General features: G+C 35.9%; 13 protein-coding genes and 3 pseudogenes. 8 read left to right on the forward strand and 8 right to left on the reverse strand.

Annotation, left to right across the window (positions count from 1 at the left end; translation table 11 throughout):
* Positions 1-192: 192 nt before the first annotated feature.
* The 7 genes and pseudogenes from LC419_RS23100 (at position 193) to LC419_RS23130 (ending at position 6,055) form a co-directional block, all read left to right on the forward strand.
* Positions 193-528 carry a hypothetical protein gene (locus tag LC419_RS23100; RefSeq protein WP_223609572.1) on the forward strand — a complete coding sequence of 112 codons (336 nt, stop codon included), beginning with the start codon at positions 193-195 and terminating at the stop codon, positions 526-528.
* Positions 491-1,402, forward strand: a complete 912-nt coding sequence (locus tag LC419_RS23105; protein ID WP_223609573.1) for an FAD:protein FMN transferase — start codon at positions 491-493, stop codon at positions 1,400-1,402. The genes LC419_RS23100 and LC419_RS23105 overlap by 38 nt, the downstream gene beginning before the upstream one ends.
* A gap of 35 nt (positions 1,403-1,437) precedes the next feature.
* Complete coding sequence (locus tag LC419_RS23110) at positions 1,438-2,721, forward strand: RnfABCDGE type electron transport complex subunit C (protein ID WP_223609574.1); 1,284 nt, start codon at positions 1,438-1,440, stop codon at positions 2,719-2,721.
* Positions 2,687-3,778 (forward strand): RnfABCDGE type electron transport complex subunit D, encoded by a 1,092-nt coding sequence (locus LC419_RS23115; protein WP_223609575.1) that lies wholly within the window; start codon positions 2,687-2,689, stop codon positions 3,776-3,778. The genes LC419_RS23110 and LC419_RS23115 overlap by 35 nt, the downstream gene beginning before the upstream one ends.
* Positions 3,779-3,789: 11 nt before the next feature.
* Positions 3,790-4,416: a nitroreductase gene (locus LC419_RS23120; RefSeq protein ID WP_223609576.1), complete on the forward strand. Its 627-nt coding sequence runs from the start codon at positions 3,790-3,792 to the stop codon at positions 4,414-4,416.
* A 737-nt stretch (positions 4,417-5,153) separates the two neighbouring features.
* Positions 5,154-5,264, forward strand: a pseudogene (locus LC419_RS23125) (transposase); the annotation flags it as partial.
* A 437-nt stretch (positions 5,265-5,701) separates the two neighbouring features.
* Positions 5,702-6,055, forward strand: coding sequence for a DDE-type integrase/transposase/recombinase (locus LC419_RS23130; RefSeq protein ID WP_223609577.1), 354 nt, complete (start codon positions 5,702-5,704; stop codon positions 6,053-6,055).
* Between the two features lie 323 nt (positions 6,056-6,378).
* Here the strand turns inward: LC419_RS23130 and rhuM (LC419_RS24270) are convergent, their stop codons facing one another.
* The 8 genes and pseudogenes from rhuM (LC419_RS24270) to LC419_RS23165 all read right to left on the reverse strand — a co-directional run bounded on the left by rhuM (LC419_RS24270) (position 6,379) and on the right by LC419_RS23165 (position 11,002).
* A complete protein-coding gene (gene rhuM, locus LC419_RS24270) occupies positions 6,379-6,507 on the reverse strand; it encodes a RhuM family protein (RefSeq protein WP_368734510.1) in 129 nt (42 codons plus the stop codon).
* Positions 6,504-6,817 (reverse strand): annotated as a pseudogene (rhuM, locus tag LC419_RS24275) (RhuM family protein). The gene rhuM (LC419_RS24270) and the pseudogene rhuM (LC419_RS24275) overlap by 4 nt, the downstream one beginning before the upstream one ends.
* A gap of 221 nt (positions 6,818-7,038) precedes the next feature.
* On the reverse strand, positions 7,039-7,422 hold the full coding sequence (locus tag LC419_RS23140) for a transposase (protein WP_223609578.1): 384 nt from the start codon (positions 7,420-7,422) through the stop codon (positions 7,039-7,041).
* Positions 7,423-8,210: 788 nt separating this feature from the next.
* Positions 8,211-8,979: pseudogene (locus tag LC419_RS23145) on the reverse strand (integrase core domain-containing protein); the annotation flags it as partial.
* 37 nt (positions 8,980-9,016) lie between these two features.
* Positions 9,017-9,391 carry an ATP-binding protein gene (locus LC419_RS23150; RefSeq protein WP_223609583.1) on the reverse strand — a complete coding sequence of 125 codons (375 nt, stop codon included), beginning with the start codon at positions 9,389-9,391 and terminating at the stop codon, positions 9,017-9,019.
* A gap of 170 nt (positions 9,392-9,561) precedes the next feature.
* Entirely contained in the window at positions 9,562-9,777 is a 216-nt protein-coding gene (locus LC419_RS23155; RefSeq protein WP_223609579.1) for a hypothetical protein, read from the reverse strand.
* A gap of 152 nt (positions 9,778-9,929) precedes the next feature.
* Positions 9,930-10,310 carry a hypothetical protein gene (locus tag LC419_RS23160; protein ID WP_223609580.1) on the reverse strand — a complete coding sequence of 127 codons (381 nt, stop codon included), beginning with the start codon at positions 10,308-10,310 and terminating at the stop codon, positions 9,930-9,932.
* 458 nt (positions 10,311-10,768) lie between these two features.
* On the reverse strand, positions 10,769-11,002 hold the full coding sequence (locus LC419_RS23165; RefSeq protein WP_223609581.1) for a hypothetical protein: 234 nt from the start codon (positions 11,000-11,002) through the stop codon (positions 10,769-10,771).
* A 1,312-nt stretch (positions 11,003-12,314) separates the two neighbouring features.
* Between LC419_RS23165 and LC419_RS23170 the strand changes: the two genes are divergently transcribed.
* A complete protein-coding gene (locus LC419_RS23170) occupies positions 12,315-21,662 on the forward strand; it encodes a hypothetical protein (protein ID WP_223609582.1) in 9,348 nt (3,115 codons plus the stop codon).
* The last annotated feature ends 402 nt before the right edge of the window (positions 21,663-22,064 follow it).

Here is a 22,064-nt window from a genome sequence, read left to right on the forward strand (position 1 = left end):
CTGCCGTTGGGGGAAGCTTTCAACAATGGACAGGATAAAACAGTGCCACCTTATCGCATCTTTAGATTCAAACCTCTTGCAAAAGGGATCTTTGGAAAATAAACAGGTGAATCATAAGAATATCCTTTCGATGTAAATATATATTTAAGAGGTGGCACAAAAACAATTATGTAAGAACTAAAATATTTTTATATGGATATGATTTATAAAAACAGGCAATCGAAATTCAGAGGAATAGCATTAATATTAGTTGTAGTTCTTCTGATTTTACTAGGTAACAAAAAACTTTTATTAAATATTAAGGAAGAGTTGGAGGAAAGGAACAAAATAAAACATCAAAAGAATATAGACTGGTTGAGAGAACATAATTTTGACACACATGAATTGGTATATGACAATAATACAAATCAACTAAGGAATTCCTCAGTTTATTTTCAAAGTGTAAAGATAGATAAATTTGATTTTAATGTGAATACTAAGAAAATAGAAAATGGAAACACGGTTGAAAAAGCATCAGAAAGTAATTAAACAATATATCACAGATACACAATTTCTATTTCATTGCCATATCAAAATAAAATTACCAATTGATGTGGGTGAGAAATACCTGGATGAATGTTTTGAGATCATGAGAACAATTGATCAGCAGTATAATTCTTATTCGGAAGGTTCTTATTTTGATTTGATTAATAAGAATGCCGGTAATTGGGTAGAAGTTGATGCTGAAACTATAACTATGCTAAATCATATCTTGGATATACAAACCTTGACAGACGGGATTTATAATATTGGGATGATACCATTACTTAAATTATGGGGATTCTATGATCTTGAAATCAATAAGATTCCAACGCAAGAAAGTATTGAGAAGGTGCTAACTACACTAAAATCAAATTATATAGAGATTGAGGATCATAGAGTACGTATTAGTAGAACAAGTGAGATAATGACAGGATCCTTCATCAAAGCATTTGCTGTAGACAAGGTAATTTGTTTTTTAAGATCCAAAGGAGTGAGTGATGCAATCGTTAACGCTGGAGGTAGTACAATATACGGGCTGAACGACGATGAACATCCATATTGGAAAATAGATATTCCTCATTTCAGAGAACCAGATAAGTATGGGAGACTGTTTCTTCAGAATGCGTGTTTCTCACTATCAGGGAGAAAAAGACATTTTGTAGAAATTGAGAATAGAAAATATGGACACATTATTAATGCTAAATCAGGTTTTCCTTCAAAAAATGTTCAGGCTGGGACCATTACTAAAACAGCTTTTCTTGGAGATATTTTATCCACAGTGTTAATGGCAAATGATAATGATGTTTTTGTATCCCAGCAGATAAATAAGCATTACGGACATATTTTATTGGAGTCTTATGTTATAGAAGAAGAAAGATAAAATTTAACTATTTTTTTAAATTAAATAAATAATATATGCTATTGATATCGGATCAAAAAGATAATTATAAAAATGATGACATTATCTTATTACAACAACCTGAAAAATTCCATATACCTCTATTTGGCTACAATAGTAATTTTGATCCAATAGTGAAACAAAATGAATATGTAAGTAAATATCAAATTTTAGCGCTGTCACAACACTCGTATACAGGAATTATTCATTCACCAGTGTCTGGCGTAATAGGCAGTGTTATTCAAATAGATAATCTACCTTATCTGGAGCTATTCAACGATTTTAGAGAACACGAACTTCCTCTGAAAAAAAATGATCTTAAAAATTTGACATTGGACCTATTTGTTGAAAAATTATTTGAATATGGTATAGAAGGTAGCGGAGGCGCTCGTTATCCTACTTACTCAAAATATAGAATAGGAAAGAAACAAATAAAGACTCTTATCATAAATGGAGCCGAATGTGAACCATATCTTGCAGCGGATTATGCCATCATGAAACAGTATTCCCATCAACTCGGCCAAGCTGTAGCGCTTATTCAGAGAGTTGTAGATATTGAAAATGTTGTTTTGGGATTAGAGCTCAAAAATAAATCAATAAAACCTCTTATTGAAAAATCATTTAAAAGTAACGGTGTGAAGGGTTGCATCTGCTTGCTACCGAATACTTATCCGCAGGGTGGAGAATTACAACTTATTAAGTCTGTTACGGGAAAAGTTCTTTCAAAAGGGAGTATTCCTTCGGATCATGGCATAATAGTAAACAATGTAGGTACACTGTGGGCCATTTATTTAGGCTTCTTTGAGGGAAAGCCTTATACAGAGCGTGTTGTTACTTTTTATGATGAAAATGAACAGAAGGGATTTAATTATTGGGTGAAAATAGGAACACCTGTCAATCATATATCTCCAATTTATTTTTCTTCGCAATGTGCTTCTGGATCTACTTTTATATTAGGAGGCCCTATGATGGGAGTGCAGTCTAAAGATACTCGGCAAGGCATCCACAAAGGAGTTGGAGGTCTGCTTTTGCTAAAAGATAGAAAAAGTAAAATAAATAATTGTATTCTCTGTGGCTACTGTGCAGATGTGTGTCCGCAGAATTTGTTGCCTTTGGAATTTGCAAGATATATTTGTGACAATAGCGTAGTAAAATTATTGTCCAATAATCTAATGGATTGTATTGAATGTGGGGCTTGTGCTTACGCTTGTCCTGCAGATGTTCCATTGATGTATAGTATTAAAGAAGGTAAAAAGTTAATTTTTAATGAAAGAAATGTTAGCACCGTATATAAAGCATAAAAAGACAGGTATTGGAAATATAATGCTCGATGTTATTATTGCGTTAGTACCTATTGTCTTAGTTGCATATATGGCATTTGGGGTTTTAAGTCTTATCGTAATATTAACCTGTGTAATAGCATGTATAATTAGTGATTTAGTTTTCGGAATGATTTTTTTAAAGAAAATACCGGCACAGTTGATAGACGGTTCCGGAATTATTACCGGATTACTGCTCGCTTTTACACTTTCTCCAATAACGCCTTGGTATGTAGCTGCTTTTGGTGCTTCAATGTCCATATTATTTGGAAAGATATTGTGGGGTGGAGTTGGGAAAAATAGATTCAATCCAGCCCTTATAGGTAGGGAGTGTATGGTTGTTTTCTTTCCTACTATTATGGGTAGTAATACTATGTGGAATCTTACGCGATATATAGATAATCATAAAATAGATTTCTCTTCCTTTTTTTACAGTAAAACTTTTGCCACTCACATCAGTGAATGGATTTATCATCCATCAGGAGCAGTCGGTGAATACTCCATAATTCTTATTTTGATAGGAGGTATTTATTTAACTTTTAAGAAAAGAATTAGTTGGCATATTCCTATTACTTTTTTATCTGTAATTTTTTGTTTGCAAATTTTAATCCCACAGAGTACAGAATATAAATTTTCGATGGAGGGACTACTGCTCGGAAGCATCTATATGGCTACAGATATGGCTTCAAGTCCGTCACATAGTAATGGAAAGATTTACTATGGGGGAATGTTAGGAATTGTGGTAGCTATATTATTGTACAGTGGGATCAATTTTGCATATATGTCTTACGGGATACTTATTTTAAATGGATTTAGTACAAAAATTGGAGAAGTATTTAAACCCATTCCTTGGGGACATAGAAATGACTTGAATTGGGAATCAGTTTTTTTTCTGTCCTTATATATTTTAACAACTACGATGGCTGTAGTCAGTTTACAATATGCAGGGTTAATGCAACTGCCTATTTATCTCTATATCTTCTATATGATTATAAAATATCATGTCCATAATCAATATAAAATTTTTCAACCATTTTAAATTTTTTTAGTATGAAAACAATTGCTCCTTTTATTTTATTGATCGGTTTTTTATTTACTTCTTGTAAAGAGGATGTGGTCAATAAAGTGTACAATGGTAATAATAAAAGTGCCATATTAGACAATATGCTATCGAGAAGATCCATACGGAAATATACTTCCCAGCAAGTGAGTAAGGAAAAGATCGATACCATTATGAGATACTCCATTTATGCACCCTCTGCTTATAATAAACAACCGTGGGAGATACGTGTTGTACAAAATAAATTGTGGCTTGACGAAGTGAATAAGCGTTATATAAATACTCAGGTAAAAAGTAATAAAGATTCGGATTTCAGCATTTTTCATCATGCTCCGACTCTTATCGTAATAGCACGGGATAAAAATAGTGTAACCAGTGCTTTGGATTGTGGTATTATTCTTCAAAATATTATGCTTAGTGCACATGGAATAGGTTTGGGTACTTGTCCATTGGTATTAATGGTACCTACACTCAATTTCCCTGAAAACAAAGATTTGTTAAGTGCTTTAAAAATTCCTGATGATTATGAAGCAGTAGTTTGTATATCGTTAGGCTATCCTGCTGAAAATCCACCAATGAAACCGCGTAATTCAGAAAGAATTAAGATAATAGAGTAATATTAATAACCCATGATTAAGCTGTATTCAGTGCCATTTGTCATTAGGTATATTAAGACATTACTGATAGAATTAAGAACTTAACAAACCTCAACCCGAGCGCATAACAACGTTGGTTTTCTTCGGTTTATTTATATCCAAGGTTCTTGTCTATTTATTGGATTTCTAATGGAAGTACATGAAATTGCTGCATATGAGTGGTAAGATAGATTGCAACACCACCAATCACGCTCATAAATTATTAAATAACCTGAGTTCGGGATAAAAAACAGAATAAAAATTTGCAATAAAAAGCAATAATCCGTATATTTAATTTTTTGACATTCAAATATTTAACCAAATTATTACTTATGATTTTGAAAGATCAAATTAAAAATATTTTTGTACAAGTTGACGATTTTTGTAAAGAATTTGACTCCCAAATCAAACAAATGAAGCTACAGGCACTCGGAGATTATAAAAAGAGAAGAAACAGAAAATCGGTAATATCGGATTCTGAAATCATTACGAGTATGATTGGTTTTAATTTGGGTGCTCACAAAACGTTTAAGCATTATTATAAGCACATTGTTTGTGGTTAAAATCATGAATAATATTCAAGTTTAGTGTGCTTTGGTTGTAAGCTCCCCCGAAAACAGTACAATTTAAAAATATAAAAATTATTAATTTCAAATTGTAAAAATCAATATGAAAAAGAGTAGATCACTAAGATTCTGAAGGACTACGTCGGAGTAACCAGCAGTGAAGAATTGTGCAGAGTAAACGACATCAGCAACCAGACTTTCTATAAATGGCGGAACAAATATAGTGGAATGGAATCCGGTGAGCTAAAACGGCTCAAACAATTAATGCGAAACTGAAAAGGATGTAAGCTAACTATGGTAGTATTTCCAAAACCGTCACGAGGATGACTTTCTCTCAACGATAGCAACTGCCTGTAAAGCACCGTGTCATATTTGATGCTTTTGTAAGCCATAGAAATCCGACTGATTCCAACTATAACTATTCGGCACGCCCTGCAATAACCATTTCAGACTCTTTTTGCAGCTCTCCGATCAGACTCCGTTTGTGGCAGGCCTTTAAAACTTTTTTTTTCGATAATATACCTTGCTGTCTCCAAGTCCAGGGCATAGGCTTCTTAGTCAAGGTGAGAAAGTAAATTATAAAAGGCTTCACAGGATTTATAAACTGGCAGGATATCTTTAGAAGAAAATCCAAAAAACGTAAGATCACCAGAGTAAAAGAACCGCTATCCATTCCACAAGGCTTTACCCAGAGTTGGAATATGGACTTTATGAATGATATTTTAGAAAACGGAAGAAAAATCAGGACTTTTAATATTATAGATGATTACAACCGTGAGGTATTGCACATAGAAGCCGACTATTCTATCAAAAGTAGCCGTGTGGTCTGGATTCTGAAACACTTGGCAAGCCGTTACGGAAAACCAAAAAGCATAAGAATGGACAATAGGCCGGAGTTTATCTCTCATCTTATCCATATCTGGAGTTTGGTGAATGATATCAAGTTTGCTTACATCCAGCCGGAAAAACCTACGCAGAATTCTTTGAAAAAGCGATTGAATAAATCATTCAGAGAAGGAGTGTTAGAATGCATATTTATTTTCAAGTCTGGATGAAATAAGAGAAACAGCATAAGAATGGGTCGAAGATTATAATCACTATCGTCTGCACGATGTATTGGGTGGATTGTTACCAACAGTAAAGCCCACGCCTATGGCATGAGCATTCGCACATTTAAATACACCTATTTTTTGAATTTACCAGATTCCACGAGGTATAATAAACTGCTAACACTTTGTTTCGTTAAAAATTGAATTGTAATCTAATTAAAGTTTCAGACTTGCAAAAATTTTATTTTCCCTCTTTAGGATTAAATCCTAATTCCTTTTTTAATTATGAACATCTGTTTTTAGAATTTTTCTGCTTTTTTCTCATTCTTTCAAGAGGTTAAACCCATATTCTCTTTATTTGCATCTGCTTTAAGCTTTACGAATTCAGCTGCAGTATTATTATGAATAATAGCTAAATATAGTTTATTTTGAACTTTGGTATAAAATTCTTGGGTTATTGGTGAATGACATCATAGTCTATAGATGTAGCATACATGTCTGTTATTTTTTTGTAAAATAGTCTTGCGCTTGATCGGATTTCTCTAATCCTTTCAAGTAATTCTGAAAAATAATCTTTTCCAAATATTTTGTTTCCCTGCTTTAGTCTTTCATCATCTAAAGCAAACCTTTAATCATATAATCTTTTAGTACAGATGTTGCCCAATTTTTAAATTGTATAGCTTTGTATGAATTAACCCTGTAACCAAGCGATATAATTACATCTAAAATGTAGAAGTTTACTGGTTTCGTAGATGTTGAAATATACATTTTTTACACAATGCTACTTTCAATTAATTCTCCATCTTCAAATATATTCTGTAAATGCTTTGTTATACCACTAATATCAATATTAATATCAAATATTTCTGAAATAGACTCCTGAGTAACCCAAATTGTTTTGTTATTATCATCAACGATAACTTGAATATTTGTTTTACCTTCTTCATATTGATAAAATATAAATTTTGCGTAATTTTCTTGATTATCAATTAATAATTGTTTTGTAGATTAATTCTACAATGCCTCTTTTTAATAAAGACCAAAAAACCTTCGATAGTACTAGTGTGAACATTTCCGTTTACATATTCGTTAGTGTAAAGTTTTGCACTTTCCTTCACATTCTTTATTATCTCTCTGGTTAAAGTGTGTGATTTCACATCTTGTACTTTGTAGGCATTTAATTTTCCATCGCGCTCAATCATTCCAACTACCGGAACTTTATCATTTGCGATTCTACCTTGTGATCCTTCAATCTTCTGATTGGTGTGATGTTTCTTATTCTTTCCATCAATATAATTTTCATCTGCTTCAACTTCGTTATCTAAATCATTATTATTCTCAATGCCAAAAAACTTTTTAATTCGTTGCAACATAAACCAAGCTGAATTTTAAGTAATATCTTAATCACGTCCTAATTGCAAGTATGAAATTCCTTTTTTATGAGATGTGACTATATAAATAGCCAAAAACCATTTCTGTAACCTTAATTTAGTGTTATCAAAATGGTATTCGTTTTAACGTTGAAGTATTTGCCTGTATTTTTACATTAGTATTTATTACCTTTACAATTATAGAACTTTGAACTTGTGATCAATACATGATCGTTCATTCGGAAGGGCTTTTATAAGATCTAAAATTGATTTGAAGTTATTGTTGATCATAACATCTGCTATTTACAAAAGCAAATATAAAAACTCAATTACACAAAAATAAATTTATCATGTGTAGAAATTATATATAGCCGCCAAATATATTTGTGTCTTGTGTTCAATTAAAAAGCGGCCTAGTTTAATGATACATTATAAATCCTATCTCATCATTTGGTTAAGATCAATATAATTTTTAACTAGGCCTTGAGGGAATGAATAATGATGCAATGTTAACCAATAAAACAATCAAACATATCTTCTTATGGGTTAAAAAAAGTTAGCTAAGAAATAAAAAAAGTTAAAAAAAATTACTAAGATTAAGAAATATAGGCATTACTTAAGACAATCAAGATAAAAAAAGTGAAAAAAAATATTGAATTACAGTGTATTAGATGATTTTTTTTAATAAAACGAAACTTCAAAATGATAGCCTTAAATAAAAAAATATTATTGGCACTTATTTGTAATAGCCACGACTTGACCTGACAGTTTAGTTATAAAATATTTGTCAGTTATTCGATATTATCCTTACTTCCAAAAGTAAGGTTTTTTTGTTCTTCTGCAGGAGTTTTCAATAATTTCTCCTTTGCCATAGGTTTACTGTCTAAAAATGTCTGCATTGGTGTTTTACCATAATAATGTTTTCCTGTATGCGTTCTATCATTATTGTAATATAATAGCCAATTGTTCAGATCCAGTTGTAGCTCTTCAATGCTTCTGTAAATTTTCTTTCTGAAAGCTATGCCATAAAACTCTTCCTGTATTGTCTTTGGAAACTTTCACAGATACCGTTGGTCTAGGGGCTTTTAGCTTTTGTTTTTGTGTGATCAATGTCTACAATAGCTAAGTAAAGCTGATATTCATGCTGTTCTCTTATTTCACAATATTCAGTCCCCTGTTGGTTAAAATTCTAAGTAAACGAAGCTCCTGCTGTTCAAAAAAAGAACGACCTGATCATTGCAGCACATCAGCTGCAATGGTCAGGTCGTTCTTACGATCATACAACTTGGCAAAAGCAACTTTGGAATAAGTATCCATAAAAGTTTGTTGATAAATATGTCCAACCTCTTTTATATTTCCAACATAATAAGTATCCTGTGCTCCTAAATAACCCGGATGGTGAGTTTAAATTTCTCCATGTGCCTTCTTTGCTTCTTTGGCTTTTTCCAAAGCAATAAGCTGACTTTCTGTAACAACAAGACCTTCTTGGGATTTCGCTTCCAGAGCTTTTAAACGATGGTTAAATGTATGGAGATCATGTCTGAGCCAGGTACTTCTAATCCTGACTGGTGATAGTCTTTTCACCAATAATATAATATTAACCCTGCACCGGGATCTGCAATGTCACAATGATGGAACCGTTGTTGTGACGGTCTTCTATGATCTCCAGAAGGGTTATTCTGTTGGCACTGTCCAATTCCTGAAGACCAAAATCATCAAGAATCATCACATCCTGTCTTTGTATTTTTGCTAGTTCTCGCAGGTATGCCCCGTCTGCTTTTGCCATTTTTAATTTGGCAAACAGCTTGGAAGTATTAAAATAGTTGACCTTGAAGCCTTCGATACAGGCTTGATAGCCTAACGCGGTTACCAGGTAACTTTTACCCACGCCTGTACTTCCTGTGATCAGGATGTTCTCATTTTTCTCTACGAACTCACATCCTGCAAGACGCATTACCAGATTACGGTCGATTGCGGGTCATCGAAGTTGACACTTTCAATACTGGACTTGTAGTGGAACTTTGCATTTTTGATGCTTCGCTCTATGCACCTGTTGTGTCTTTCATCCCATTCGGCATCGATGAGAATCGATACAAACTGGTCAAGGGTATAAGGTCTGTCCTTCGGCTTTTAATAGTGGTCTTAAAGGCATTGTGCATTCCGTAAAGCTTCATTTGCTTCATTTTGCTCACTGTCGGTTCGTTCATAACTGTTGATATTTAATGATAGTTTTCCTCTGATGTTGCCGTGATCAGGCAGCTCCTGCTCCTTTTCTTCTTTTTCGGGATCGATCATCTTATCCAGATTGTTCTCCAATATCTTCTGTACGGTCTGAAAGCTGTAGATGTTAAAATCCAATGCCCGTTTACAGGCATTTATCAATCGTTCTCTTCCTACTTATTTTCGAAGTTCAGGATTCCCATACAGCTTTTGTAAGCTTGCTCGGGATGATTCCGACTGTCGATAATTTGGAGAATGTATTCTCGCACTGCAGTGTCAATACTGTTGGCCTAATCGATGAAGCGGGAAGCACTCCATCCTGCCACAAGCTGGTGGATGATGGCCAGATGTTCTGTAATGGTCGTGTAGACATAGGGCTTGTAATTGCGTCCGTGCATGGTGATCCTGTTGTATTTATAATAAATCTCTACTGTGGAAGATGTGTATAAGATCTTGATCTTCTTCTTGATATACTGGTACGGAACACTGTAGTAGTTCTTGTCATGGCTCAACTGTAGGTGTCCGTTCTGCATTACTGTTGCAAAGGATTGGTACTTGATATCAAAACGGCGCTCAGGCAGTGGGCGCAGTTGCTGCTTCTCGTCCTCTAAGAACAGCTCATACTGGGAGTAGGGACGTCCTGTGAGCTTGCTTTTGTTATGAGAGTCCAATAGATCCCAGATCTCACTATTTAGTTCATCCAGACCGCAGGATCACTGTTGAAGATTGGCGTAGATCCTTCCATACAGGATCTTGACCGCTCCCTCTACCAAGGATTTATCCCTCGGTTTGTAAGCCCTGGCAGGCAAGATAGTGGTTTCATAATGTTCGGCCAGATCGGCCAGGGTCTAATTGATGGTGGGTTCAATACGGCGGATTTTTATCACTGCGGATTTTAAGTTATTAGGAACGATCGCTGCTGGTGTACCTTCAAAAAAGCGCATGGCATTTTCTACAGAACGTACAAAATCTTCCTTATGCTTGCTCCCAGAATAGTTAAAAAAAACTGAACTTCTTTAAGCTTTCCGCTCTATTTATCAATAATTGAGAGTGTCTTTCCTGCAGAATTGACATACATCCTGTCACCGGACTTGTGATTCATATGCATCATCGGGTTCACACGCTTGCCCTAGATCTTGTAATGATAACGGAACTGTGAACTCTGAAAACCATCAGGATGCAGGACAAGATACTGCTCCCACATATGATATACGGTGACACCTACCTTTTTAAGCTCACGTTCCATTTTGGGAAAAAAATCGTACAGGGACTGTAGCTTGGGGCTGATGGACTGGACGATAGTATTGGAAAACAAAAGTTCCAGCTCGGCGTCTGTTTTGGCATAGATTGCATCAAGGCTCAAGCCCAGGATCTCATATAATGAGATGTATTTTTTAACGGTATTCCTAGAAAGGGATAAATAGCTGCTGTATATTCAACTGTCCATATTTACTCTTCTTTTTTTGGAAAGTTGGCTGGCTGATAACATCTTCTCTACAAATACCATTTACTGTTTTTCTTTTATTTTGTTCAGACATAATTTTTATAATCTGAACTTCTGAAAATTTACCATTTTTTATAGTATTCCAAATTTAGAAACTATATTTTTTTAGGAAAGACTACAAAATCATTCAATATTAGTCTAGGTTCAATTTCTCAAGAGAAGATAATAACGGTTTTAATGAGCTTAATTGTATAAATGTTACTGGTGCTAGGCTTACTTCAAAACGAATAAATATAAGGACTAAAACAAGATAAAGATGCTAATCTATTAAATCAGACTATTATCTTGATCATGGAGATATCGTAAATGCTTAAACTATATTTATTGTTACGAAAGACCAAGAGCGTGAAGTTTTAGTAAGAAGAATATAATATGAAAATATTTGAAGTTAAAAATGATTAATGATAAAGAGTAACGTATTTGTCCCCAAAGGATTGCTTTGTTTGGTTTTGGAGGTAGTGAATGAAGATTTCAAAGACAAGGAATTTGCCTCGTCATTCCTATATTTCCTCATACTAGTAATTTTTTTTAATTTTTTGTATTTCTTAGCTAACTTTTTTTAACCCATGAGAAGATATGTTTGATTGTTTTATTGGTTAACATTGCATCATTATTCAGTCCCTCAAGACCTAGTTAAAACTTATATTGATCTTAACCAAATGATGAAATAGGATTTATAATTTATCATTAAACTAGGCCACTTTTTAATTGAACACAAAAAACAAGTATATTTTTCATAACAAGCAATTTGTGAATATATAGAGTTGATTTACAATTAATTAATAGCATATCAAGAATTAAACACACAGTATACAGAAATTATGTTTGAACTTGTTTAGATTTTAAGAGATAAAGAAAAATTTATTGGTAAATCAGAGGTGTTAATAATTTTGAAAAGACGGGATTTAATCTGAGCTAAACATTGTAAGACAAAATAAACATTGCTGAAATTGGATTCATCGATTTGTATTTCTGATAATAATTACAAGGTGTTTTTGCACAAATCTGAAACAAAAAATTGATGAGTTGTGATGCTTAATCATATCATAGAGCCAGAGAACGATAAGAATATTTAAAAAAAGTACAGCGATCTCCTATTTTATATCAAAGATATACATTGATTGATCAAATAATAATCAAATGCCAATATTAACATACTAAAACAAAATATATGCTACCAATTACTTTAGGGGGAGTTACCCTCACCACCTACGGGGAGCTTTTGGGTTATCTTAACAGAACACCTATGGATGTTCTTAAGGTCCAATTACCAGCTACTTTCGAATTAACCGCCCTACAGATCTATTCGTTAGGTACACAACCTGATGGATTTCTCGCAAGAATATCACCAGAGCTGGCTGATAAAATCCTCTATAAATACGCAAACACGATTACTTCAGACCAATTAGGAATTCTTCCACCGGCTGCTTTCAATACGTTGCATGATGTATTGACACTTGTTCAGCTGAATTCTATTCCACAGGCTATAATGACAAATTTTTTAAATTTAGACAAGCCTGCTAAATTATGGGGAATTAATATTGCCAAATGGATATCTGTTCCAGATTCTATTAGCTCTCCTTATTACCAGACTATATGTAATGCTATTCGTAATATGCATCACAGAAGCTGGGGTTTTCTCAGCCCTTCTTTTTTTGACAAAATTACGCCCCTTCTTTTTGATGATCTTTTTATAACCAAGTTTCCAGGTAAACAGACCGATGTTTATAATTATTTTACTAATATCCAGCTGCAAAGAATACCGGCAGTTGTTATGAATCGGATCTTAATAGAATTTAATATAATCCCGATTGGCATTTTGAACAGGCTAAATTTTGACCAACAAAAATTCCTTGATTTAACCATAATCAAAAAAATTAGCAAGGAGGCTTTTATGTATATGAAGCCGAGAGATCTGGCTGTTTTGTTTTCCTCCTGGGGAGATGATCAGTTAAAATCATTATCCCCCGAGATATTTCAATTGTTGGATGATACTGTTTACAGAGCTATGGTGGATCTTGGAGCACAAACTCGATTAAATTTTATAGATAAGATTTCCCTAGATGTGCAGCTTCGTTTATCCCCTGTTTTCTTTGAAGGTATGGCTGCAGGACTTGATGCTGTGAAACATGATTTGCTGACTAATTACTCTCCTCCCGGCGATAATAGCGAAAATCCCTATTTAAATCTTTTTAAGGTATTGACACCAGGAGATGCAAAGCAAATGAATCTCAAATTTTTCCAGCACATGGATCGGTATATAGAACATATTCCTGCTTTATTTTTTAAAGGGATGTCACCGGAACAGATACAAGCCATTCCTGATGGTGCCATCAAGAAATTAACAACAGATCAGGTCTTATCCATTGGGAATAAAGTATTTGAAATGAATTTGTCTCAGCTCATTATTATAAAAGAATTAATACTAAGATTTGACTATAATCTATTTTCTGAGATTGACAAGAATATCAGTAATAATGCCGTTGATCTTACAAACGAAGTTTGGAAAGCTGCTCTTTCTAATGTGAAAGCATCTCTTCAAGATCCTACCAATTTAATTAGACCGGACTCTAAAACTGGTCTGATGCTTTGGGATTCTCTAAACTCAAGAGAAAAAGCGCATCTTTTAGTTACAGCAATAGATAATAAAACACCATATAAAATTACTAACACTTTGACCCGTGAACAATTGGTGAACATGGATCCTGAAATAGGCAGAATTTTAATGGCAGGATATGCTAATTTTGGGAGAAACATCTTAACTACCTTTATCAGAAATCTATTGAGAAGTTCCGAGGGAGCTGGCATTTTTTTTGAATTACTTGGGAAGGGTTTTTTTGATGAAGCGTATCGCGCTGTGATGGATAAAGTCACCAGGGAAGTAAATTCATCTGGTAAGTATGACGCCCAGGTGTTTATTATGGTTGGGCCCGATTTTCGACAAATATATTCTTCGCTTGGCCTGGCATTTAAGATGCCGGAGACAGTCCCTACTTTGATTTATCACTATAATAGTGTTACCCAAAAAACAGAGCTGATCAAAACAGTCAATGGAAAGATTAATGGTATCGAACAAACCCCTGAGGCATTATTAGGCGGTAAGAAGAAAATTCGCACCTACCTCTATGGTCATGGTTATGCAGATAAAGTAACTATAGGGGGGGGGATAGGAGCTATGGGAAGCGGATATGATTCTACAGGCTTATCACCTGGTAAATGTTATCAGATTATTACTGATTTATGGAATAAACTGGCTCCTGGGGCTTTAAGTAGCTTTACTAAGCTGACTATTGCGGGTTGTGAAATGGCCAGTCCTCCTCGTCTTACGGATGAGAATGGTAAGCGTATACCCAATACACCCAATGCCTGGAGTGATCGTTTCACAGAATCATTTCTGGGCCAGATCAGTAAGGTATTTATGAATACCCCTGATGGCCCTTACCGAAACTCACTCAACATTTCAGCATTTATAACGGAGATTCAACTTATTTTAGGAAAGATTACCGCAGCTGTTGGCAGTCCTGAAGATCCTCAGTATCCTCAGTTAGCTTACAAAAGTCGCAGCAATAAAATTGCAGTAAAGTGGGACGATCAAACCCACAGGATATCATTTAAGCAATCCGGAGCAGAACTCGGGGAATTAATAAAAAATTCGACAATGATAAGACCAGAATCGATCGACGGATTTGCGGTTAATCATTTGTATGAGAACGAGCCCGATCTTTATGATAATATGTTTCATGAATTAGCAATGGCATCTATCGAGCCTGATTCATTACAAGATTTCGATAATGATCTTAGAGGGAGTCTTCTTTTTTCACCTGATAAAGACCTTGATAATAACAAAATACTAGTACTGCAGGAAAATTCTGAAGACGGAGATCTTCCTTCACGCCATTATGTTTGGGATGTGGATGAGATTAGTGACAGCAGAGGCCCTGTACGTACTACGCGGGATTTAAATATTATCAGTAGCAATGGAGAAGGCGGAGCTGGTAAACGGTATGCCAATGCGCTGAAAGAATTACAAAATTTTCGCCTTGGAATAGCTGAGATTACAAGAAATACGGATGCGGTGATGAGGCTGCCGGATTTTGCCAGCCTTTCAGCGGCTGATCAACAGAAAGCACGGATTTCGGTTTCTGCTCTTGGAGGTGTGATACCCACTGCGGATTACCAGAGTCTGAAAGCAACGCACGGGAGCGTACTTAAGGTCCTGGAAGTGATGGTTACTCGCAAAGTGGAGCATAATATGGATATGGATGCTCAAGGGGAGTTAGCCTTAAATGCGATTACAGCTATGGATGCCACGAATTCCAAGAAGTTTTTCACGGATAATGGCTTGACGATTTGGGGGACTGATAATTCCATTACCCTGAATATCGAAAAGCTTCACCGTTTTATCACGACTGCAGAATCCACTGATCGTTTTCGGTTGATGGCAGCCCTTATGCGATTGAGTGAATCGGACGGAAATTTATTGTTAAGCAAGTTCAAAGATTCGGGAGATCAGGGCTTCAGAAAGCTGGCAGAGCAGGTAGAAGAACAGCGCAAAAACATAGTGAAGTCCAAATCAGAAGTAGCTGACATAGCCCATAACGGTGTTTCCAATGCCATAGAAATATATTCCACTGTAGTAGGTATCTATAGCCTTATAAAAGGGTGGGATACAGCCAGTGATGAGCAAAAAGCTCTTGATCTGACTGGTATTGTTGGGGGGCCGGTGGCCTCGATAGCCAATTATGTGGTGATGAAATCTATAGCCCAGACAACTAAAACGTTGGCTGGTGCAGGTATGCCGTTAACACGTGCAATGAAAATCACGACGGGTGGTTTTGTAGCTCTTGATTTTGCTTTTGTGGCAGTCACTATGGCATCAGTAGGACTTCAATGGAGTGATTTTTGGAAGAGCGGTAGGGGAATAAATAGTTATGAGTACAAATCGTTGGTAGCCAGTACAGTTAGTACGGTTGTTTTTGCCGCTGCAGGTCTTGCACTTGGAGCAATAAGTTTAGCCGCTTCCTTGAGTACTTTAGTAGCGAGTACAGTTCTGGGAAGCATTGCTGCTGCAGCTGGTCCGATTGGAATTGTGATTGCAATAGCTGGTATAATAATCAATGGTATTATTCAAGGTGCGATGATCATATCTGAATACTATAGTTATTTCGACAATGATGCAGAGCGTGTTGAGCAATTTTTTGCATCCTGGATTGGTCTAGAGACAGATGCATTAAAAAGAGCTAGAGCCCGTAAGGAAGGTCAGTATCTGTCTGGTGAGTACCTTAAAAATCTGAACGATAATTGGTCTAAGACTCAGGAATACCTAATAAAGCGGTACCAGGAAGAAGGTTTTGAGCGCATTGTTTATGGTGGTAAGAATCCTCATGTAGAGCCCTATACATTTAGGGTAGATGGCATGAGCGATTATGATAATGTCTTAAACTCGTATGATACGACAGGTATTAGAGATCTGGTAGATAAGCACCCGGATAATCCTGATTGGAGGAATTTGAGAATGGCCTTTTTAGGGGATAATTTCAGAGATCCCAATTATTCTGTGGGTGGCAGTGAAGCTGCCGACAACCTTTTCGATCTTCGTGATACCTATATCAAAGACATTAGGGGTTACGGTAAGAACGATACCTATCTACTGAACAGATTCACAACCCTTGATTCTAATCGGATTTACGCAAGTACAGGCAAGAATATCATCAATCTGGACGCCGGTGGATCGGAAGTAAGAGTTGAACGAACCTGGTTGGACGGGGAATACGCTCTAAACCTTATCTACCAGGGTGATCAAAAGGGTTACCTGGTTCAGGATAGCCACCCTAATCTGAATGCACATATAGTTTGTGACCCAGTACAATACACGACGCAAAAAAATGTCAGGATCACCGGCAATATTGAACAATTAATTATTACTAATGCCAGCAAAGTATTGGCAGGATGGCTATATACTCCAGCAAACAATGTTCCAGTACCAGGAATTTTATTCAATGTAAGTGGTATTGAAGGTGCTGACCTTGAAATTCATGGAGATTTTTGCAGTAATGTGGTGATTGCTCATGAAGGTCTGAAATTCTACAGTTCAGATAATGATATTATATTCTGGAATGGCGATTGTGATGTATCGGTGCATCTGGAAAATAGGATAACATCCCTAAACACTCAGCTGATGATCCGTTTTACCAAAGATTACCGCCAGTTAACAGCATGTAAATCAGGGAAAGACTTGAAATTAAGCCATAAGGGTAAAACAATCACAATAAAAGATCTGTATGAGGTTAGTAACTCAAAAATCATAACAGTGCAGGACATAACTGGACATATACTCATAGTCAATAGTGCTAATATACTCCGGTCAACAGCTACATATCTTAATTACCTGCCTAAAACATTCCTGTTACTCACTGCAGAAGAGAAAGAACGAATTGCTGTAAATAATGGTTCTAGTAGTCAGGATTCAGTTCGCCGTCGTCTGATAGCTGATCAATCTGTAAATACGTACAGTTTCTTTAAAGATGCAGGTCATTTTCTGGTTGATTTCCATACCCAGCAATTTGCTCAGTTGTTGCTGGAAGCACCAGATGGTAAAGTGCGATATAAAAAGAATGGTTCAGATCTACTATTAGAATGTCAAGGTCAATATTTATCTATCCGTATTGCCCGCTATGTTGAATTCTATAATCAAAGTCTTCTTAAAGTAGTGCTCAAAACACAAGATACTTCGGCCGGTGATTTTGCAGAGATGGAACTGCCTGACTTCGATAAATTGACTGATGGTAAATGGGTTGACTATCAGCTACCATCCAAAACTTTCTCTTCTTTTATAACTGATCCTGGAAAGATTATTGATCTTCAGGCACTTGAATTTGATGAAGAAATAACATCTATAGCTCTAGCCGAAGCAGGTAATCAGCTTCATTTATCAATTCCTGAAGGATCTGACTCCAGTCGTATTATTCAATGCCGCCAGGAAAACGATCTTTTATTATATTTTGCTGACAATGCTAATATAGATGTGGTCACCAAAGCGCCTCCTCATTTGATAGTTCGGGAAGTATTTAAGACCAACCAAACCAATCTTAAAATGTTTCTGCATCAGTATTTTCAGGAGATTGAAAGCGGAGAATATAATCAGATAGCACATCATGCATTGGAACTGGCGGTGGAAATTTCGATCGGCCAGGAAATCAAAGGGTATCTGGAGCAGCCGGATGATGAAGACTGGTATGTATTTCCGATTAAAAAGTCCATTCAGTATGGGATAGGTATTACAATGAATACCGGCGAATGTGAACTGGAAACCCTTTACAACTCTACAATAAACAATAATCCCATAAGGGCCAGAGCTGGGGGATCAATGTTTCCACGTTCTAATCAAAAAGCACTAGTTGTTTCGTCAAGTGTAGGTAATGACAGGGTTTACGTACGTGTCCTTCGCCAACCTGATATTGCATCCGGTATTGGCTGCCACTACACTTTACAAATAGTGGAAGCTTCGCTTGTCCCTCGCGGAACTGCTGTAGCTCAATCTCCTATATCTTATTCCAGGGTACCGCGTATGAGTGAGTTAACGTTATATCCTACCCGTTTGCTAAGTCATAATAGTCCATTCTCCCTGAATGGCACCGATTATTCTGTAATCAGTAAAGCTGGATCTACTAAATCTAGTAAGTACTATATCGATATGAGCAACAAGAATCGTTTTGTATGGACAGTGGATAATACGTCCATCTACCAGCTTTCAGATATCTTGGAGCTTGGAGGTAATATACGTTTTCTTGATCTTAACCTACTGGTTTCTGGTACAGATTTGGGCTTATTCTGCACAATAGAGGATAAACTTAAGACAGTATGGATCAAAGATTTTATGACTAATCCTTCCGCTAGCGGGCTATCCGTTATTCTTCCACATTATATAAAAGCAGGAGATACGGATACAGATGCGATCATTCGTTTTATATTACCGATATACGACCCGAGTAGTGGTTGGTGGGTAGTTCCTAGGTCTGAAATAGTTGGAATCCCTGGGCGAGGCAGCTATCTTCTTTCTTTGGATCCATATGAAAAACAGGTTACCAAGCTTTTTGTATCTGAAGCCTTGTACCGTGCGGCTAAAGAGGGGGCAAAAAGAGAAATAATTGGTGAAGATCTTCGCATTTCTACTGAAGATAATACCCAGGTACTTTACCTCAAAAACTACTATAGATGTCCATTGTCAGTTGAAATAATTGCAGTGGAGGAAAAGTTTAATACCCATAATGTAAGTAAAAATATTAATGCCTCTCCATTGCCTGTCTTGGGAAGAACTGGCTTTATTCTGGCAACAAGCTTAGGGAATCGCGAGATGATATATAATCTGGTGCACTTTATGAACGGAAATAGTTCAGGTGATTTGTCCAATATATCATTGGATATTTTGATAGAATATCTCAATAATCATGATGAATCCCTGCCAGCATACTTGGATAGAGTTGAGATGAATAATTTTAGCAATTACTTCGGGTATATGTTTGAAAATGTTCCTTTGTCAAAAATAGAAGGTTTAAAAGCTGCTTTCTTAACCAGAAATACACTTACAATAACAGATGAGGAAAAAGCTATACTTGGACTGGAGCAAACTCCTCAACAGCGATATGATTCTGAATTAATATCTTTAACCAATCAATTGACCTCGTTAAATTCTGAGCTCAATCAATTTTATTCTATTGGTGGGGAAGTTGGTAGTAATACAGAATCTCGGTATCTTAATGATATTAATGCTGTAAATAGAAAGCTTCAAAATTTAAAGCAGTGGGTTATTAACATATATGTAGATAGATTTAATGCTATAATAAGTGAGAAAAGCAATAATCTGATTCAGCTCACTCCTAAAAATAGGAAATGCCTGAGAATGTTATTGACTTTTTCTAAAGTGGCAAGAGATACGGGAAGAGTGATGAATGCCCATGGTATTAGCTATATTAATAATTTTATATGGAAATATTTGTTATATATTCATTGGAGTCCTTCTACAGATGTTCTCTGGGAAGAAAAAGATGCGGCTTATGTAATGGATATGTTTGCGTTGGGTATGTTAGCAGATTATATCATTTGTGGGATAGTATTTAAACTGACCTTAGCTCAGGTAAAGGCTTATTTTGATCAAATCAATGATTTGAGTACGCAGGGGCTTGTGAATTTCCAAAAATTTGCCTTGGTAGTTTCAGGTATTATACCAGAAGAGAATCAGAGATCTATTCCTGAAGATATGCAGGGCTGGGGTGTTTCCAGGTTCGATATTAAAGTGTATAACCCTGATAAAATACAAAAAATACTGACAGCCATACTGGAGAGCAGGAACTATTTTACCTCCAGAAAGGCACTTCTCAAAGAGATCATGGTGCCAACGGACAGTACAAAAAAAAGTTTTTTGTCTGATCCCATATATGTAACTGAATTAATTGATGCTGGGCTGTCTCCTACAAATTCTAAGATCGAAAAGCTGGTGAAACAAGGAATTACAGGCTTCGATATTAAGACTAATAATGATAAAAGATTGGGTTACGAAAGTGGAAAAAGAAACCACCTTATCTCTGTTACTACTACTGCCGGCTTGGGAAATCAGGAACAGGCTACTTATAGGATATTAAAATCTTCTGTTAACGGAGCTGTACTACGCCCTAAGAGTCTAGTTTCTGATTCCAATTTTCAAGCAGGATATATCACAGACAAATATGGAGGTTCTCTATTGCCTGAACAACTGCAACCTGATGGCGGAGAGATTAATAACACCTTGAATCCTCAGGCCGCAAGAAAGATCGTCGCCGCTTCAGCACTTTATTGGTTCTTTAAGCAATACAAAGGTACATCGCTTTGGGTGGAAAGAACTCCTGCTGGGGTTTCTTGGTTTGGTAGATCTACACCGGATAATCTTGTGAACGGAAAAGATAAGCCTGGAGAGCTTTATGCTTGGAGACCTGCAGTTCATTATGGTATTGATGGTGAGCCTCTTGATATAAGTTTTGATACTTCAAATACTCCATCGGGATATCAATTAAGGGAATGGGATGAATGGAGAACGCAAAATATGCCATCGTCTGGGTATGTGCCAAATGGTAGTACTGTTACATATAAAGTCTCCCATCGTAAAGATTTTTGGCTGCAAGCTTCCGATGTCTTCGACTATGTAGGCCCCCAAACTGTTACCTTTGAATTCAGTGATAAAATATTAGTAACAGCCATGCAATTCTCGCTTGGCTATGAAGTAGCGGTTAAGGATAAGCCATCTAAAAACAGGACAGGCAGGTATCGTATTGAGGCAGAAACAGTAGATGGTGTTTGGCTTATAGTTTCCGAAGTATACGGGCCTGAGTTTACATGGCCAACACCTATTGGTATTAATTTAATGTTCATAACTATCAATACAAAAGGAGTTCCTTATAAAAAGTATCGACTTGTAGGATTATCGGCTACTGCTGACCGTGACTGCTGGATCCAGGAAGTATATTTTACAACAGAACCAATCAGTTAAAGGGTTCCTTACTTAAAATTTATAAAATGGTCCACTTTAAAAAGTAGACCTGTATAAATTCTATATTTAATTAGAACCGGAGACAAAAAAGTCTCCGGTTCTTTTTTAAGTCGGTAAAAAAGGACGTGGAAAATCTTCTCGGGGCTGGTTAAGTGGATTTAAGCTAATTCAGATGAAAAAGGAAAGCTTTATCCTTTTAATTTACGAGAGGAAATGATAAACGTGGAAAAAATAAATGATATTGATTTTTAGACTTCGCTTATAATGTAGACTTTCCCTTATCAGTACTAATCAAAAGTATTAATTTCTGTTAATATTTTGTTGTTGTTTTAGGAAAAAGCGTTGGGTTTGCTTTGGCTTGCTGTCCATTTTTCCACATTACAGGTGACAATCCACCCAATG

It is taken from the genome of Chryseobacterium sp. OSA05B (assembly GCF_019970065.1).
Taxonomy (GTDB): domain Bacteria; phylum Bacteroidota; class Bacteroidia; order Flavobacteriales; family Weeksellaceae; genus Chryseobacterium.

What these genes read in the sequence shown, in the direction of transcription:
- LC419_RS23100 (WP_223609572.1), top strand. Translation starts at nt 193, where the DNA reads ATGGATATGATTTATAAAAACAGGCAATCGAAATTCAGAGGAATAGCA.
- LC419_RS23105 (WP_223609573.1), top strand. Translation starts at nt 491, where the DNA reads ATGGAAACACGGTTGAAAAAGCATCAGAAAGTAATTAAACAATATATC.
- LC419_RS23110 (WP_223609574.1), top strand. Translation starts at nt 1,438, where the DNA reads ATGCTATTGATATCGGATCAAAAAGATAATTATAAAAATGATGACATT.
- LC419_RS23115 (WP_223609575.1), top strand. Translation starts at nt 2,687, where the DNA reads ATGAAAGAAATGTTAGCACCGTATATAAAGCATAAAAAGACAGGTATT.
- LC419_RS23120 (WP_223609576.1), top strand. Translation starts at nt 3,790, where the DNA reads ATGAAAACAATTGCTCCTTTTATTTTATTGATCGGTTTTTTATTTACT.
- LC419_RS23130 (WP_223609577.1), top strand. Translation starts at nt 5,702, where the DNA reads ATGGACTTTATGAATGATATTTTAGAAAACGGAAGAAAAATCAGGACT.
- LC419_RS23140 (WP_223609578.1), bottom strand. Translation starts at nt 7,422, where the DNA reads ATGTTGCAACGAATTAAAAAGTTTTTTGGCATTGAGAATAATAATGAT.
- LC419_RS23170 (WP_223609582.1), top strand. Translation starts at nt 12,315, where the DNA reads ATGCTACCAATTACTTTAGGGGGAGTTACCCTCACCACCTACGGGGAG.